Here is a 14,441-nt window from a genome sequence, read left to right on the forward strand (position 1 = left end):
AGTGATGGCGGCGTTGCGCATGCGCATTCAGTTGAACGGTGAATCCTTTGAAATGCCCGACGGTGAAACCGTTGCGGCCCTGCTGACCCGTCTGGACCTGACCGGACGCCGCGTCGCGGTCGAACTCAATCTGGATATCGTCCCGCGCAGCCAGCATGCCGACACCACTTTGAACGACGGCGACAACGTCGAAGTCGTGCACGCCATCGGCGGCGGCTGATCGCCAGGCCTGCATGGGCCGAGAATTCTGCAAGACCCTCACCCCAACAGAGGATTTCCCATGAGCATCGTTCGTAGCGACAAGCCTTTCGTTCTGGCCGGTCGTACTTACCAGTCGCGTTTGCTGGTCGGTACCGGCAAGTACCGTGACATGGAAGAAACCCGCCTGGCCATCGAAGCCTCGGGTGCCGAGATCGTCACCTTCGCGGTGCGCCGCACCAACCTGGGCCAGATCGAAGGCGAGCCGAACCTGCTCGAAGTGCTGTCGCCGGATCGCTACACCTTCCTGCCGAACACCGCCGGCTGCTACGACGCGGTCGAGGCCGTGCGCACCTGCCGCCTGGCCCGTGAGCTACTCGACGGCCACAACCTGGTGAAGCTGGAAGTGCTGGCCGACCAGAAAACCCTGTTCCCCAACGTGATCGAAACCCTCAAGGCCGCCGAAGTACTGGTCAAGGAAGGTTTCGACGTGATGGTTTACACCAGTGATGACCCGATCATCGCCCGGCAACTGGCGGAAATCGGCTGCATCGCGGTGATGCCGCTGGCCGGTCTGATCGGTTCGGGCCTGGGGATCTGCAACCCGTACAACCTGCAGATCATCCTCGAAGAAGCCAAAATTCCGGTGCTGGTGGATGCCGGTGTCGGTACCGCTTCCGACGCCACCATCTCCATGGAACTGGGCTGTGACGCCGTGCTGATGAACTCGGCCATCGCCCATGCTCAGCAGCCGATCATGATGGCCGAAGCCATGAAACACGCGATCGTCGCGGGCCGCCTGGCCTACCTCGCCGGCCGCATGCCGAAAAAACTCTATGCCAGCGCCTCTTCGCCGCTGGATGGTCTGATCAAGTAAGAGCTATTGATGACTGAATCGAACGACACGCCAATCCAGACGGAAGAAGGCGACGAGCGCCAACATCGCCGCATCAAGAGTTTCGTGATGCGCGCCGGGCGCATGACCGAAGGCCAGCAGCGCGGCCTGGATCAGGGCGCGCCGAAGTTCGTCCTGCCGCTGGCCGATGCGCCGGTGGATTTCGACCAGGTGTTCGGCCGTTCCGCGCCGCGTTCGCTGGAGATCGGTTTCGGCATGGGCCACTCGCTGCTGGAAATGGCCGCCGCTGCGCCGGAGCAGGATTTCATCGGTGTCGAGGTTCACCGCCCGGGTGTCGGCGCACTGCTCAACGGCGTGCTGACTCAGGGCCTGACCAACCTGCGGGTCTACGACTGCGACGCGATCGAAGTGCTCAACCGCTGCATCGCCGACAACAGCCTCGATCGCCTGATGCTGTTCTTCCCGGATCCGTGGCACAAGAGCCGTCACCACAAGCGCCGTATCGTTCAGGCGTCTTTCGCTGAGCTGGTGCGCAGCAAGCTGAAGGTTGGCGGCATTCTGCACATGGCCACCGACTGGGAGCCGTACGCCGAATACATGCTGGAAGTGATGAACGTCGCCCCGGGCTATCGCAACCTTGCCGAAGACGGCAAGTGCGTACCCCGCCCGGCCGAACGCCCGATCACCAAGTTCGAACGCCGCGGCGAACGTCTTGGGCATGGCGTTTGGGATCTGAAGTTCGAGAAGCAGTCGTAAGTACTGCGCAGTGATCGTTCCCACGTCGAGGCGTCGAACCGTCTGCGTGGGAATGCCTCGATGGACGCTCCGCGTCCGCTTCAGGGACGCAGAGCGTCCCGGGCTGCATTCCCACGCGGAGCGTGGGAACGAGCACGTGGAGATCAGCGGCGGTCGGCGACCACGCCAATCAACACCAGCACCACCAACAACACCGGCGCCAGGCTGTAGTTGTTGAACTGGCTCAGCCCCTTCACCACCCACGGCGTCGCGTAGATCAGCGCCGCGCCGCTGCCGATCATGCACAGCAGGGCCATCAGCGGCACACGCAGGGCGCCGGCAATGCTACCCAGGCGTTGCTCGACCCAGCCCTTGAAGTCGGCGCCGAACAGCACCAGCAGACAGCCCACCAGCGCCAGCGCGATTTCCGAGAGGTTGCTGCGGCTCCAGCGGGACACGGTGGCGAGCAGGTCGAGTATCAAATCCATGCGGTTTCCTTAAGAGCGGTCAGCTCAGAAATTTCTGCAGCAAGTCGTTGAGGAACAGTTGTCCGCGCTCGGTGGCCGCCAGACGTGACGGTTCGACCTGCAACAGACCGCTTTGTTCGGCCTCGCGCCGGTGTTCGTCGAGGCTCTCCAGCGGCAGGCCGGTGCGCTCCGGGTACAGGCGCGATTCGACGCCGGCGGTCAGGCGCAGGGCGTTCATCAGGAACTCGAACGGCATCTCGTCGTTGGTCAGGGCTTTCTCGCCGGCCTGGAAGCTTTTGGCCGGGTTGAGGTAGTCCTTCGGCAGGCGCGTCTTCCAGGTGCGCACGATGCGCCCGTCCGGATGGCTGAGCTTGCCGTGGGCGCCGGCGCCGATGCCGATGAAGTCGCCGAAGCTCCAGTAATTGAGGTTATGCCGCGCCGGGCGACCCGGTTGGGCGTAGGCCGAAACTTCGTACTGCGCGTAACCGTGCTCGGCCAGCAGTGCCTGTCCGGCCTCTTGAATGTCCCACAGCGTGTCGTCTTCCGGCAGCACCGGCGGCTGGTTCCAGAACACGGTGTTCGGCTCCAGCGTCAGCTGATACCAGGAAATGTGGGTCGGCTTCAGGTCGATCGCCTGGCGCAGGTCGCTCAGGGCATCGTCCAGCGACTGGTCCGGCAGGCCGTGCATCAAGTCGAGGTTGAAGTTATCGAACCCGGCCTGGCGCGCCATGCCGGCGGCGCGTACCGCTTCATCGCCGTTGTGGATACGGCCGAGGGCCTTGAGTTTTTCCTGCTGGAAGCTCTGGATGCCGATCGACAGGCGATTGATCCCCAGTTTGCGGTAGGCGACGAACTTCTCTTGTTCGAAGGTCCCGGGGTTGGCTTCCAGGGTAATTTCGATGTCATCGGCAAACGGGATGCGCTGTTTCACGCCTTCCAGCAAACGGCCCAGGGCTTCGGCACTGAACAGGCTCGGCGTGCCGCCGCCAAAGAAGATCGAACTCAACTCACGGCCATACACCGCGTGCAGATCTTGATCCAGGTCGGCCAGCATCGCGTCGACGTACTCCTGTTCCGGCAGCACCGGGCTGGCGGTGTGGGAGTTGAAGTCGCAATACGGGCATTTGCGCACACACCACGGGATGTGGATGTACAGCGCCAGGGGCGGCAGCGTCGGCAACGGCGCCCGAGACGAGGAGGCGGCGCCGCCGATAATCAGCGACGACGCGGAGGAACTATCGGTCATTTCAAGCCCAGACGCTGGCGCAGCAGATCCATTGCACGGGCGCGGTGGCTGATCTGGTTCTTGTCGCTCGGGCTCAGTTCGGCGCTGGACACATTACGCTCCGGCACCCAGAACAACGGGTCGTAGCCGAAACCGTGCTCACCGCTGGCGGCGGTCAGAATGCGCCCGTGCCACAGGCCTTCGCAGAGGATCGGCAGCGGATCGTCGGCGTGACGCACCAGTGCCAATACGCAGACGAACTGCGCGCCGCGTTCGGCTTCCGGCACGTCCTTCAAGGCGTCGAGCAGTTTGGCGTTGTTCGCCGCATCGCCCTTGCCGTCGGCGTAGCGCGCCGAGTAGATGCCCGGCGCACCGCCAAGGAAATCCACCGCCAGACCCGAGTCGTCGGCCAGCGCCGGCAGACCGGAAATGCGCGCGGCATTGCGGGCCTTGAGGATCGCGTTCTCGACGAACGACAGGCCGGTTTCTTCCGGCTCCACGCTGCTGAATTCGCCGATCGAGCGCAGTTGCACCGAGTCGCCGAGCATGGCCTGGAGTTCCTTGAGTTTGCCGGCGTTATGGCTGGCCAGTACGAGTTGCTTGAGATTGATCATTGGCCAGGGAAAAGCTCTTGGTTGAAATTGAGGGTGTTGATCTTGTCGCCGGTCTGCACCTTGATTTCAAAGGTGCGGGTTTCCTGCTGCTCCACCGGGTACTGGGCGATGTAATAGATCGCGCCCTGTTCGGTGATCTGGCGGAAAGTCAGCGGCACGCTCTGGCTGGTCAGGTCCTTGACGGTGCCGGTGACTTGGGCGATCAGCGGCTTGCCGTCCTTGATCACCGAAACATTGATCACACCCTGGTTCTTGCTGCGGATCAGCTCGGCCGCCTTGGCGATGTCCGGCGTCAGGAAGGTCGAGTTGAAGGTGTTGTAATGCACGGTGACATCACCGAACACTTCCTTGCGTTCGCCCTTGATGGCATCGGCGGCCACGGCCGACAGGCTCAGGCAGGCGGCCAATAGCGCGGTAATCAAGCGTCCCATGTTCGTTCTCCTCGCAATGTCGTGGTTCAGACCGCGATTCTGTGATCCGCAAGCCCCGGGCTGCTGACGCGGTAGATACCGATCTCACCTAACAGATTAGGCCATAGCTTACTGGCCCACCCGTGGCGGTGCTGTTGATCCACGGCAAGCCGATCAATGACCTTCGCCTCACGTTCGCGACAAAGTTCTTCAAAGTCTTCGAAGGTGCAGAAGTGGATGTTCGGCGTGTTGTACCAGGTGTACGGCAGAAATTCCGAAACCGGCATCCGACCCTTGCTCGCCAGGTACCAGCGGCAGCGCCAGTGACCGAAATTCGGGAACGTGATGATGCACTGGCGGCCGACCCGCAGCATTTCGTCGAGGATCTTGTCCGGGTAGTGCACGGCTTGCAGGGCCTGGGTCATCACCACGATATCGAAGCTGTTGCTGGCGAAGTTGCCCAGGCCTTTGTCCAGGTCCTGCTCGATGACGTTGATGCCCTTGGCCACGCACTCGGCGATGTTGTCCGGGTCGTTTTCCAGGCCATAGCCGGTGACCTGCTTGTGGTCGCGCAGCCAGGTCAGCAACTCGCCGTCACCGCAGCCGAGGTCGAGCACGCGGCTGCCGGCGGGGATCCATTCCTGGATGATTTCCAGATCAGCTCTCATGGCTTTCTCACAACGTAATGCGGTTCATGTAATTGCCGAACGCCTGCAAATAACGCGGGATCGGAATCAGGAAGGCGTCGTGGCCTTGCGGCGCGTCGATTTCCAGGTAGCTGACGTCTTTGCGCGCCGCCATCAGCGCATCCACCAGTTCCCGCGAGCGGGCCGGGGAGAAGCGCCAGTCGGTGGTGAACGACATCACGCAGAACTTGGCTTTTGCACCTTCGAAGGTTTTCGCCAGGTTATCGTTGAAGTTCGCTGCCGGATCGAAGTAGTCCAGCGCCTTGGTCATCAACAGATAGGTGTTGGCATCGAAGCGCCCTGAGAACTCTTCGCCCTGATAACGCAGGTAGCTTTCGACCTGGAACTCGACGCTGTGGAAGTCGTAGTTGAGCTTTTCGCTCTTCAGGCCACGGCCGAATTTCTCGCCCATGGAGTCGTCGGACAGGTACGTGATGTGCCCGACCATCCGCGCCAGCATCAGGCCGCGCTTGGGGATCACGCCGTGTTCCTGGAACGAGCCGCCGTGGAATTCCGGGTCGGTGAGGATCGCCTGGCGCGCCACTTCGTTGAAGGCGATGTTCTGCGCCGACAGCTTGGGGGCCGAGGCGATGGCCAGGCAGTGGCGAACGCGATCCGGATACGTGATGGTCCATTGCAGCGCCTGCATGCCGCCCAGGCTGCCACCGATCACCGCCGCCCACTGGCCGATGCCGAGCAGGTCGGCCAGGCGTGCCTGGCTGTGCACCCAGTCTTCCACGGTCAGCACCGGGAAGTCGGCGCCGAACGGCTTGCCGGTTTCCGGATTGAGGCTGCTCGGGCCGGTAGAACCATTGCAACCGCCGAGGTTGTTCAGGCTGACCACGAAGAACTTGTTGGTGTCGATCGGTTTGCCGGGGCCGATGCAGCTGTCCCACCAACCGGGCTTGCGGTCGTCGACGCTGTGATAACCCGCAGCGTGGTGGTGGCCGGACAGGGCGTGGCAGATCAGCACGGCGTTGCTCGCTTGCGCGTTCAGCGTGCCGTAGGTTTCGTAGATCAGGTCATAATCGGCCAGCGAACGGCCGCAGGCCAGGGCCAGCGGTTCGCTGAAGTGCGCCGTTTGCGGCGTCACCAGACCAACAGAATCGGGGGGAAAGGCAGCTGGCATCGACCCTGCTCTCGTTGAAATGAGGCGTAAGTCTAAAGACCGGTGGGGTTAGCGGCAAGCAACGATCAGGCCTGATTTGCGCTCGTTCCCACGCTCCGCGTGGGAACGCCTCATTGGACGCTCCGCGTCCGCTTCGGCGGGGGACGCGGAGCGTCCCGGGATGCATTCCCACGCAGAGCGTGGGAACGATCAGCTGACTAGTCCGGGCAGATCCGGCAACTTCTTCGGCGAGCAGATCTTCACCCGCTTCTGCCGGTTCAGCTCACCACTGAGCAAACTGACCTGGCTTTTGGAAACCCCAAAAGCCTTGGCCAGAAACCCCATCAGGTAGGCATTGGCCTTGCCCTCGACCGGCGGCGCGGTCAGGCGGATTTTCAGGCGATCACCGTGCAGCCCGCAGAAATCATCGCTGCGGGCGGCCGGTTGCAGGTGACATTCCAGAATCAGGTCGTCACCGTCCCAGCGAAACCAGCTCACATCAGCAGGCGCAGGATTTCCGGCATCATCGTCATCGCCGCGAGGTTGTTGATCACCAGCATGTCGATCAGCTTCAGCACGAGGAAGGCGAAGATCGGCGACAGGTCCAGACCGCCGAGGTTCGGCAGGATGCGGCGGAACGGCGCCAGGGCCGGTTCACAGATCTGGTTCACCAGCTCGGCGCCCGGATTGTGGCTGCCAGGTGCGACCCAGGACAGGATGATGCTGATGATCATGGCCCAGAAGAAAATCTTCAGGAACAGCGCCGTCACGCCGATCAGCGACCAGATCAACAGTTGCAGCGGGTTACCGGTGGTGCCGTAGGTCAGCAGCAGGGTCAGCGCCATCAGCGCCAGTTGCACGAGGATCGCCAGCACCAGCGACGACATGTCGAGGCCGAACAGGCTCGGGATGATCCGGCGCAGTGGCTTGAGCAACGGTTGGGTGGCCTTGACCACGAACTGGCACAGCGGGTTGTAGAAGTTCGCCCGCACCAGTTGCAGGACGAAGCGCAGCAGCACGATCAGCAGGTACAGGCTGCCGAGGGTTTGCAGCACGTAGACCGCTGCGGTGTTCAATCCAATCATGTAAGGCTCCTTATTTGCCCAGTTGTTCGGCCATTTCGGCCGAGCGGTGCGCGGCGGCGCCGAGTGCTTTTTCCACCAGGGCTTCGAAGCCGCCGGTCTGGAACGATTTGATCGCAGCTTCCGTGGTGCCGGCCGGCGAGGTCACGCGGCGGCGCAGTTCGGCCGCGTCGACGTCGCTGGACACCGCCATGTGCGCGGCGCCCAGCGCGGTCTGCAAGGTCAGCTGCTCGGCGGTTTCCTTCGGCAGGCCGAGTTTGACGCCGGCGGCGGTCATGGCTTCGATCAGCAGGAAGAAGTACGCCGGGCCGGAACCGGAGACAGCGGTGACCGCGTCCAGTTGCTGCTCTTCGTTCAGCCACAGGGCGATGCCTACGGCGGACAGCAGTTCTTCAGCCTGTTGGCGTTGTTCGGCGCTCACTTTGCCTGTGGCGTACAGGCCGCTCACGCCCTGACGCAGCAGCGCCGGGGTGTTCGGCATGCAGCGCACGATCGGCTGCTCGCCGAGCCAGGCCGTCATGCTGGCGCAGGTGATGCCGGCGGCGATGGAGACCACCAGTTGATTCGGTTTCAGGCTTGGGCGAATCGCTTCGCACACAAGCTTCATGGCTTGTGGCTTGACCGCCAGTACCACCACGTCGGCGCCGTCGATGGCCTGGGCGTTGTCGGCGAAGGTTTCGACGCCATGTTCGGCGCTGACTTTGGCGCGGGTTTCTTCACCCGGATCGCTGGCGCGGATGTGTGCAGCTTCCAGACCCTTGGCCCGCAGGCCGCCGATCAGGCTGGCGGCCATGTTGCCGGCACCGATAAAGGCAATACGTGTGTTGCTCATGTCAGGTCCTTATCTGGAAATGGTCAAGATTGGGAATAGTCGCGGGCGCCGAACAGGGCCGTACCGATACGGACCCAGGTCGCGCCCTGGGCAATGGCCGACTCGAGGTCGTGGCTCATGCCCATGGAAAGTGTGTCGAGCGGCAGATCGAGGCTGGCCTGCAACTTCTGAACGGCGGCGAATGCAGCGTCCTGCTCGGCGCGATCGTCGGTCGGCTCGGGAATCGCCATCAACCCGCGCAGCTTCAGGCGCGGCAGGGCGCTGATGGCCTGGGCCAGGGCTGGCAGATCCTGCGGCGTGCAGCCGGACTTGCTGGCTTCACCGCTGACGTTGACCTGAATGCAGATGTTCAGTGGCGGCAGATCCGCCGGGCGTTGTTCGGACAGGCGTTGGGCGATTTTCAGACGATCCACGGAGTGCACCCAGGCGAAATGCTCGGCAATCGAGCGGGTCTTGTTCGACTGAATGGGGCCGATGAAGTGCCAGATCAAGGGCAGGTCGGCCAGTTCGAGCTGTTTGCTCAAGGCCTCTTGCAGGTAGTTCTCGCCGAAGTCGCGCAGGCCGGCGGCGTACGCTTCGCGCAGGGCTTGTGCCGGTTTGGTCTTGCTCACGGCCAGCAGCTGGACGCTGTTTTCATCGCGCCCGGCGGCTTTGGTCGCTGCCTGGATGCGCGAACTAACCTGGAGAATGTTGTCTGCTATCGTGGACATCAAGAGGCGCCAGCGGTCTGAAGGTTCGCGGCATTCTACTGGAATTGAGGGACGCTATGGATATCACTGAACTGCTGGCCTTCAGCGCCAAACAGGGCGCTTCCGACCTGCACCTGTCGGCCGGTCTGCCGCCGATGATTCGCGTGGATGGCGATGTACGGCGGATCAATCTGCCGGCGCTGGATCACAAGCAAGTGCACGAGCTGATCTACGACATCATGAACGACACCCAGCGGGTGGACTTCGAGAAACATCTGGAAACCGACTTTTCCTTCGAAGTCCCCGGGGTGGCGCGCTTTCGGGTCAATGCCTTCAACCAGAACCGGGGCGCCGGGGCGGTGTTCCGGACCATTCCGTCGAAAGTGCTGACCATGGAAGACCTGGCCATGGGCGACGTCTTTCGCAAGATCACCGATGCGCCGCGCGGGCTGGTGCTGGTGACTGGGCCGACCGGCTCCGGCAAGTCGACGACGCTGGCGGCAATGATCGATTACCTCAACACCCATCGCCATCACCACATCCTGACCATTGAAGACCCGATCGAATTTGTCCACGAATCGCGCAAATGCCTGATCAATCAGCGCGAAGTCCATCGCGATACCCGCAGTTTCGCCACCGCATTGCGTTCGGCGCTGCGTGAGGATCCGGACGTGATCCTGGTGGGCGAGATGCGCGATCTGGAAACCATCCGCCTGGCGCTGACCGCCGCCGAGACCGGGCACCTGGTGTTCGGAACGCTGCACACCACCTCGGCAGCCAAGACCATCGACCGTGTCGTGGACGTGTTCCCCGGGGACGAAAAGTCCATGGTGCGCTCGATGCTCTCGGAATCGTTGCTGGCGGTGGTGTCGCAGACGCTGATCAAGAAGATCGGCGGCGGCCGGGTGGCGGCGCACGAGATCATGCTGGGAACGTCGGCGATCCGTAACCTGATCCGCGAGGACAAGGTGGCGCAGATGTATTCGGCGATACAGACCGGCGGCTCGCTGGGGATGCAGACACTCGACATGTGCCTGAAGGATCTGGTGACCAAGGGCTTGATCAGCCGCGAACATGCACGTGAGAAGGCGCGTACGCCGGATAACTTCTAGGCAAAAAAAATCGCAGCCCGTGGGCTGCGATTTTTTGTTCTGATCGTTCCCACGCTCTGCGTGGGAATGCAGCCCGGGACGCTCTGCGTCCCTGCCGAAGCGGACGCGGAGCGTCCATTGAGGCATTCCCACGCGGACGGTTCGACGCCTCGACGTGGGAACGATCGGTATGGTGTTAGCGCTGAACGACGCGCATCTGCCCCTGTTCTTTCGGCAATACGCGTTTGGCCACCACGTAATGCTTTTCCCAGTACGGCTTGTTCAGTGTGTCGATGCTCACCGCTTTGCCGCGCCGTGGTGCATGGATGAAACGGTCGTTGCCCAGGTAGATGGCAACGTGATTGACCCGACGGCTCTTGATGTTGAAGAAAATCAGGTCGCCCGGCTTCAGGTCCTTGCGTTCGACTTTCTCGCCGTGACCGCTGGCCATGGCGTTCGAGGTGCGTGGCAGGTCGAACGTGGCGTCGTTGAACGCGTATTTCACCAGACCGCTGCAGTCGAAGCCTTTACTCGGGCTGCTGCCGCCCCAACGGTATGGCGTACCGAGGACGTTTACCGCGCGACTGAGGACATTACTGCTTTCCTTGGTCGCCATCGGTGGCACCAACTTGCTGCGGCCGGTGCTGCTCAGCGTGGTGTGCTTGACCTGTTTGCCTTTGTTCGAAGGAGCAGAGGCATGGGATTTAGGGGTGAAACCGTTAACGTTGGGAAGACGTTGCTCACGATTGGTGGCGTGGGCGGCCAGTGGCATTAATAGGCAAATGGTTAGCCATGTCTTGAAAAATGGACGCATTAGGCAGGGCTCTTGGTGTGTTAGCGCGCAACTTTATAACAGCTTTTTTGTCACTTCCGAGGCCGTTGGTCGATTCAATCGGGTGCCAACGGAACCAAATAAGCGGCAAAAAGACGCAATTGTCGGACAGAAGTCCGGTGCTATAAGGCTTTGACGGGACACACGGTAGCATTTGCCATACGTCGGCTACCTGTAAAAAAGTCACAAAGAATTAAAGAATATTTATCTATCGCGTGTATCGAGGTCTTAATGAACGGCTATCAACTGCCCCGTGTGAAGGAAAAAGACACCCATAGCAAGGTGATCGGCTACCTGTTGTGGATTTTCGGTTTCACAGGCTCACACCGCTTCTATTACGGCAAACCGGTGACTGGCACGATCTGGTTTTTCACCTTTGGATTGCTGGGGATCGGCTGGCTGATCGACGTGTTCCTGATCCCGGCGATGGACCGCGAAGCCGACCTGCGTTTCGCGGCGGGCCCAATTGAATACAACGTGGCGTGGATCCTGCTGACCTTCCTCGGCGCGCTCGGCGTGCACCGGATGTATCAGGGCAAGTGGATCAGCGGCCTGCTGTACCTGCTGACCGGCGGGTTGTTCTTTATTGGCGTGCTGTATGACTTCTGGACGCTGAACGATCAGGTGTCGGTGCGTAATGCCGAAGGGCGCGGTGCCTTTCAGTAAGTCATCGCTGGCAAGCCAGCTCCCACATGTTCTGTGTGTAACCTGGGATTTGTGACTGCACAAATCCCTGTGGGAGCGAGCTTGCTCGCGATTGGGGGCAACTCGGTATCAAGCCTGATGGCTGATCCGGCCATCCACCAAGGTGTAACGCACCACACCCGGCAGGCTATGGCCGAGGAACGGGCAGTTCTCGCCCTTCGACAGCCAGGTTTCGCCGGCAACGGTCGAAGCCTTCGGATCGAACAGCACGATATCCGCCGCGCCACCCACCGCCAGTTTGCCCGCCGGCAGGCGCAGGGCTTCGGCCGGGCCGGTGCTCAGGCGGGCCAGCAGGGTCGGCAGGTCCAGCAGACCATCCTCGACCAGCGTCATCGCCAGCGGCAGCAACAGCTCGACGCTGCTGATACCGGGCTCGGTCGCGCCGAACGGTGCCAGTTTGGCATCGCGCTCGTGGGGCTGGTGATGGCTGGAAATCGCCGAGACCACGCCGGACTTCACCGCTTCACGCAGGCCGTCGCGGTCGGCGCGGGTGCGCAGCGGCGGTTGCACGTGATACAGGCTGCTGAAGTCGATCAGCGCTTCGTCCGTCAGGATCAGCTGATACAGGGCGACATCCGCCGTGACTTTCAAGCCACGAGCCTGGGCCTGAGCGATCAGGGCCACGCCGCGAGCGCTGGTCAACTGGCTGAAGTGCGCGCGCACGCCGGTCTGTTCGACCAGCAGCAGATCCCGGGCCAAAGCCACGGTTTCAGCGGTTTCCGGAATGCCCGGCAGGCCGAGGAAGCTAGCGGTGGCGCCTTCGTGGGCCAGGCCGCCGTCGGCCAGGTCGTGATCCTGCGAGTTGAAAATCACCGTCAGGTCGAACGTTGCCGCGTAATCCAGCGCCCGGCACAGGGTGCGGGTGTTGCGGAAGCTTTCCAGGCCGTTGCCGAACGCTACGCAACCGGCGTCGCGCAGGGCCACCAGTTCGGCCAGCTGTTCGCCATCCAGACCTTTGCTCAGCGCGCCGATCGGGAACACTTTGGTGTTGCCGGCCTCGCGGGCGCGGTCGAGGATCAGTTCGGCCACGGCCGAGGTGTCGAGTACCGGTTTGGTTTTCGGCGGGCAGCACAGGCTGGTCACGCCGCCGGCCGCTGCGGCGCGGGTTTCGCTGGCAATGGTGCCTTTGCGGCTGTAGCCCGGCTCGCGCAGGGCGACGTTCAGGTCTACGAGGCCTGGAGCGGCGACAAGGCCTTGGGCATCAATGGTTTCGACGGCGGTGAAGCCGGCCGGTGCCGCGCCGAGGGCGACGATCTTGCAGGCTTCAACGTGAATATCGGTGATTTGATCCAGGCCGCTGCTTGGATCGATGACGCGGGCGCCGAGAATGCTGAGCTTCACTGGGCGTTCTCCTGCTCGAATTGGCGCTGGGCAGTCTGTCCGCTCATGGCCATCGACAGCACGGCCATACGGATCGCGATGCCGTAAGTGACTTGATTGAGGATCACCGAGTGCGGGCCGTCGGCCACCGCCGACTCGATCTCCACGCCGCGGTTGATCGGCCCCGGGTGCATGACGATGCAGTCGGGCTTGGCGCCGGCCAGGCGCGCGGTGGTCAGGCCGAACAGGCGGTAGAACTCGCCTTCGCTCGGCAGCAGGCCGCCGGTCATGCGCTCACGCTGCAGGCGCAGCATGATCACCACGTCGACGTCTTTCAGGCCTTCGGTCATGTCGGTGTAGACCTTCACGCCGTATTGCTCGATGCCGATCGGCAGCAGGGTCTTCGGTGCGATCACGCGGATGTCCGGGCAGCCGAGGGTCTTCAGGGCGAGCATGTTCGAGCGCGCCACCCGCGAGTGCAGGATGTCGCCGACGATAGCCACCGAGAGGTTTTCGAAGCCACCCTTGTGGCGGCGGATGGTCAGCATGTCGAGCATGCCCTGGGTCGGGTGCGCGTGCCGGCCGTCGCCGCCGTTGATGATCGCCACTTGCGGGCAGACATGTTCGGCGATGAAGTGCGCGGCGCCCGAGTCACCGTGGCGCACGACGAACATGTCGGCGGCCATGGCTTCGAGGTTGCGCAGGGTGTCGAGCAGGGTTTCGCCCTTGCTGGCCGACGAAGTCGACACGTTCAGGGTGATCACGTCCGCCGACAGCCGCTGGGCCGCCAGTTCGAAAGTGGTGCGGGTGCGGGTCGAGTTTTCGAAGAACACGTTGCACACGGTCTTGCCGCGCAGCAACGGGACCTTCTTCACGGCCCGGGCACCGACTTCGAGGAACGAGTCGGCGGTGTCGAGGATTTCCGTCAGCAACTCGCGGCGCAGGCCGTCGAGCGAGAGGAAGTGGCGCAGCTGGCCCTGATCATTGAGCTGCAGCGGGCGCTTGGTATCTAGAGGCGTCATCGCGAGGGGGACTCTCAATAGGGCGGATTAAAGGGCAAGGTCTTGTAGTTCGAGGGCCAGCTCCGGCCCGGACAGCTTGACCCGCTCGTGGGCGGCCAGCGACAGGGTCGCGCCGACCACGTTCGGGCGGATCGGCAGTTCGCCGGCGTCCAGGTCCAGCAGGCAGACCAGCGTCACGCTGGCCGGGCGGCCGTAGTCGAACAGTTCGTTCATGGCGGCGCGGATGGTCCGGCCGCTCATCAGTACGTCGTCGATCAGCACCAGATGCTGGCCTTCGATTTCGAAGGGCAGGGCGGACGGGCGCACTTGCGGGTGCAGGCCGTTCTGGCTGAAGTCGTCGCGGTAGAAGGAAACATCCAGCGTGCCCAATGGCGCGTCGCTGCCCAGCTCTGCGAGCAGAGCCTGGGCGACCCAGACGCCGCCGGTGCGGATGCCGATGTAACGCGGTTCGCTGATATCACGCTGGGCAAGGTGCGCCTTGAGGCGGGTCGCCATCTGGCTGATCAGATCGGCGGGATTGGGCAGGCTCATGGTTGCTCCTTCTTGGGGTCGAGCCGGTTCTCGCGAAC

Annotated in this window: 19 protein-coding genes; 5 read left to right on the forward strand and 14 right to left on the reverse strand. The window is 62.6% G+C overall.

From position 1 onward, the window contains the following. The first annotated feature begins 19 nt into the window (after positions 1-19). From thiS to trmB, 3 genes are read left to right on the forward strand one after another with little or no spacing between them, the layout of a single operon-like run. On the forward strand, positions 20-220 hold the full coding sequence (gene thiS / locus CAF77_RS02400; RefSeq protein WP_170928909.1) for a sulfur carrier protein ThiS: 201 nt from the start codon (positions 20-22) through the stop codon (positions 218-220). Between the two features lie 60 nt (positions 221-280). Beyond that, positions 281-1,075 carry a thiazole synthase gene (locus CAF77_RS02405; RefSeq protein ID WP_007953385.1) on the forward strand — a complete coding sequence of 265 codons (795 nt, stop codon included), beginning with the start codon at positions 281-283 and terminating at the stop codon, positions 1,073-1,075. A 9-nt stretch (positions 1,076-1,084) separates the two neighbouring features. Beyond that, on the forward strand, positions 1,085-1,810 hold the full coding sequence (gene trmB, locus CAF77_RS02410; protein WP_064380092.1) for a tRNA (guanosine(46)-N7)-methyltransferase TrmB: 726 nt from the start codon (positions 1,085-1,087) through the stop codon (positions 1,808-1,810). A gap of 143 nt (positions 1,811-1,953) precedes the next feature. On the opposite strand, the gene CAF77_RS02420 is transcribed toward trmB, so the two are convergent. From CAF77_RS02420 to CAF77_RS02465, 10 genes are all read right to left on the reverse strand, one after another. Continuing rightward, the gene (locus tag CAF77_RS02420; protein WP_011336381.1) at positions 1,954-2,277 is read right to left on the reverse strand and encodes a DUF3392 domain-containing protein; all 324 of its coding nucleotides are present in this window, start codon (positions 2,275-2,277) and stop codon (positions 1,954-1,956) included. 19 nt (positions 2,278-2,296) lie between these two features. Beyond that, positions 2,297-3,502 carry a radical SAM family heme chaperone HemW gene (gene hemW / locus CAF77_RS02425; protein WP_064380094.1) on the reverse strand — a complete coding sequence of 402 codons (1,206 nt, stop codon included), beginning with the start codon at positions 3,500-3,502 and terminating at the stop codon, positions 2,297-2,299. Beyond that, positions 3,499-4,095 carry an RdgB/HAM1 family non-canonical purine NTP pyrophosphatase gene (gene rdgB, locus CAF77_RS02430; protein WP_011336379.1) on the reverse strand — a complete coding sequence of 199 codons (597 nt, stop codon included), beginning with the start codon at positions 4,093-4,095 and terminating at the stop codon, positions 3,499-3,501. Before rdgB ends, hemW begins: the two co-directional genes overlap by 4 nt. Then, positions 4,092-4,526 carry a DUF4426 domain-containing protein gene (locus CAF77_RS02435; protein WP_011336378.1) on the reverse strand — a complete coding sequence of 145 codons (435 nt, stop codon included), beginning with the start codon at positions 4,524-4,526 and terminating at the stop codon, positions 4,092-4,094. Before CAF77_RS02435 ends, rdgB begins: the two co-directional genes overlap by 4 nt. A gap of 26 nt (positions 4,527-4,552) precedes the next feature. Further along, a complete protein-coding gene (gene metW / locus CAF77_RS02440) occupies positions 4,553-5,173 on the reverse strand; it encodes a methionine biosynthesis protein MetW (RefSeq protein WP_011336377.1) in 621 nt (206 codons plus the stop codon). A gap of 7 nt (positions 5,174-5,180) precedes the next feature. Beyond that, on the reverse strand, positions 5,181-6,320 hold the full coding sequence (locus tag CAF77_RS02445; RefSeq protein ID WP_011336376.1) for a homoserine O-acetyltransferase: 1,140 nt from the start codon (positions 6,318-6,320) through the stop codon (positions 5,181-5,183). Between the two features lie 189 nt (positions 6,321-6,509). Further along, positions 6,510-6,797: a DUF167 domain-containing protein gene (locus tag CAF77_RS02450; protein WP_039767931.1), complete on the reverse strand. Its 288-nt coding sequence runs from the start codon at positions 6,795-6,797 to the stop codon at positions 6,510-6,512. After that, positions 6,794-7,384: a YggT family protein gene (locus tag CAF77_RS02455; RefSeq protein ID WP_011336374.1), complete on the reverse strand. Its 591-nt coding sequence runs from the start codon at positions 7,382-7,384 to the stop codon at positions 6,794-6,796. The genes CAF77_RS02450 and CAF77_RS02455 overlap by 4 nt, the downstream gene beginning before the upstream one ends. Before the next feature lie 10 nt (positions 7,385-7,394). After that, positions 7,395-8,213, reverse strand: coding sequence for a pyrroline-5-carboxylate reductase (gene proC, locus CAF77_RS02460; protein WP_064380095.1), 819 nt, complete (start codon positions 8,211-8,213; stop codon positions 7,395-7,397). A 23-nt stretch (positions 8,214-8,236) separates the two neighbouring features. Continuing rightward, positions 8,237-8,923, reverse strand: a complete 687-nt coding sequence (locus tag CAF77_RS02465; RefSeq protein WP_064380097.1) for a YggS family pyridoxal phosphate-dependent enzyme — start codon at positions 8,921-8,923, stop codon at positions 8,237-8,239. 56 nt (positions 8,924-8,979) lie between these two features. On the opposite strand from CAF77_RS02465, the gene CAF77_RS02470 reads away from it, so the two are divergent. After that, positions 8,980-10,014, forward strand: coding sequence for a type IV pilus twitching motility protein PilT (locus CAF77_RS02470; RefSeq protein WP_039767934.1), 1,035 nt, complete (start codon positions 8,980-8,982; stop codon positions 10,012-10,014). A 175-nt stretch (positions 10,015-10,189) separates the two neighbouring features. On the opposite strand, the gene CAF77_RS02475 is transcribed toward CAF77_RS02470, so the two are convergent. Continuing rightward, the gene (locus tag CAF77_RS02475; RefSeq protein ID WP_039767935.1) at positions 10,190-10,807 is read right to left on the reverse strand and encodes a C40 family peptidase; all 618 of its coding nucleotides are present in this window, start codon (positions 10,805-10,807) and stop codon (positions 10,190-10,192) included. 249 nt (positions 10,808-11,056) lie between these two features. On the opposite strand from CAF77_RS02475, the gene CAF77_RS02480 reads away from it, so the two are divergent. Continuing rightward, positions 11,057-11,491 (forward strand): TM2 domain-containing protein, encoded by a 435-nt coding sequence (locus CAF77_RS02480; RefSeq protein ID WP_064380099.1) that lies wholly within the window; start codon positions 11,057-11,059, stop codon positions 11,489-11,491. A gap of 108 nt (positions 11,492-11,599) precedes the next feature. On the opposite strand, the gene CAF77_RS02485 is transcribed toward CAF77_RS02480, so the two are convergent. Genes CAF77_RS02485 through pyrR form a run of 3 tightly spaced genes read right to left on the reverse strand, consistent with a single transcriptional unit; the run spans position 11,600 to position 14,403 of the window. Continuing rightward, on the reverse strand, positions 11,600-12,871 hold the full coding sequence (locus CAF77_RS02485; protein ID WP_064380100.1) for a dihydroorotase: 1,272 nt from the start codon (positions 12,869-12,871) through the stop codon (positions 11,600-11,602). Beyond that, positions 12,868-13,872 carry an aspartate carbamoyltransferase catalytic subunit gene (locus CAF77_RS02490; RefSeq protein ID WP_007913665.1) on the reverse strand — a complete coding sequence of 335 codons (1,005 nt, stop codon included), beginning with the start codon at positions 13,870-13,872 and terminating at the stop codon, positions 12,868-12,870. The genes CAF77_RS02485 and CAF77_RS02490 overlap by 4 nt, the downstream gene beginning before the upstream one ends. Before the next feature lie 27 nt (positions 13,873-13,899). Continuing rightward, positions 13,900-14,403: a bifunctional pyr operon transcriptional regulator/uracil phosphoribosyltransferase PyrR gene (gene pyrR, locus CAF77_RS02495; RefSeq protein WP_007953335.1), complete on the reverse strand. Its 504-nt coding sequence runs from the start codon at positions 14,401-14,403 to the stop codon at positions 13,900-13,902. Between the last annotated feature and the right edge of the window lie 38 nt (positions 14,404-14,441).

This window comes from Pseudomonas sp. R15(2017), from assembly GCF_002112685.1.
In the GTDB taxonomy this organism is placed as follows: domain Bacteria; phylum Pseudomonadota; class Gammaproteobacteria; order Pseudomonadales; family Pseudomonadaceae; genus Aquipseudomonas; species Aquipseudomonas glycinae.

Coding starts and splice junctions, on each gene's coding strand:
- thiS (WP_170928909.1), top strand. CDS start 20: ATGCGCATTCAGTTGAACGGTGAATCCTTTGAAATGCCCGACGGTGAA.
- CAF77_RS02405 (WP_007953385.1), top strand. CDS start 281: ATGAGCATCGTTCGTAGCGACAAGCCTTTCGTTCTGGCCGGTCGTACT.
- trmB (WP_064380092.1), top strand. CDS start 1,085: ATGACTGAATCGAACGACACGCCAATCCAGACGGAAGAAGGCGACGAG.
- CAF77_RS02420 (WP_011336381.1), bottom strand. CDS start 2,277: ATGGATTTGATACTCGACCTGCTCGCCACCGTGTCCCGCTGGAGCCGC.
- hemW (WP_064380094.1), bottom strand. CDS start 3,502: ATGACCGATAGTTCCTCCGCGTCGTCGCTGATTATCGGCGGCGCCGCC.
- rdgB (WP_011336379.1), bottom strand. CDS start 4,095: ATGATCAATCTCAAGCAACTCGTACTGGCCAGCCATAACGCCGGCAAA.
- CAF77_RS02435 (WP_011336378.1), bottom strand. CDS start 4,526: ATGGGACGCTTGATTACCGCGCTATTGGCCGCCTGCCTGAGCCTGTCG.
- metW (WP_011336377.1), bottom strand. CDS start 5,173: ATGAGAGCTGATCTGGAAATCATCCAGGAATGGATCCCCGCCGGCAGC.
- CAF77_RS02445 (WP_011336376.1), bottom strand. CDS start 6,320: ATGCCAGCTGCCTTTCCCCCCGATTCTGTTGGTCTGGTGACGCCGCAA.
- CAF77_RS02455 (WP_011336374.1), bottom strand. CDS start 7,384: ATGATTGGATTGAACACCGCAGCGGTCTACGTGCTGCAAACCCTCGGC.
- proC (WP_064380095.1), bottom strand. CDS start 8,213: ATGAGCAACACACGTATTGCCTTTATCGGTGCCGGCAACATGGCCGCC.
- CAF77_RS02465 (WP_064380097.1), bottom strand. CDS start 8,923: ATGTCCACGATAGCAGACAACATTCTCCAGGTTAGTTCGCGCATCCAG.
- CAF77_RS02470 (WP_039767934.1), top strand. CDS start 8,980: ATGGATATCACTGAACTGCTGGCCTTCAGCGCCAAACAGGGCGCTTCC.
- CAF77_RS02475 (WP_039767935.1), bottom strand. CDS start 10,807: ATGCGTCCATTTTTCAAGACATGGCTAACCATTTGCCTATTAATGCCA.
- CAF77_RS02480 (WP_064380099.1), top strand. CDS start 11,057: ATGAACGGCTATCAACTGCCCCGTGTGAAGGAAAAAGACACCCATAGC.
- CAF77_RS02490 (WP_007913665.1), bottom strand. CDS start 13,872: ATGACGCCTCTAGATACCAAGCGCCCGCTGCAGCTCAATGATCAGGGC.
- pyrR (WP_007953335.1), bottom strand. CDS start 14,403: ATGAGCCTGCCCAATCCCGCCGATCTGATCAGCCAGATGGCGACCCGC.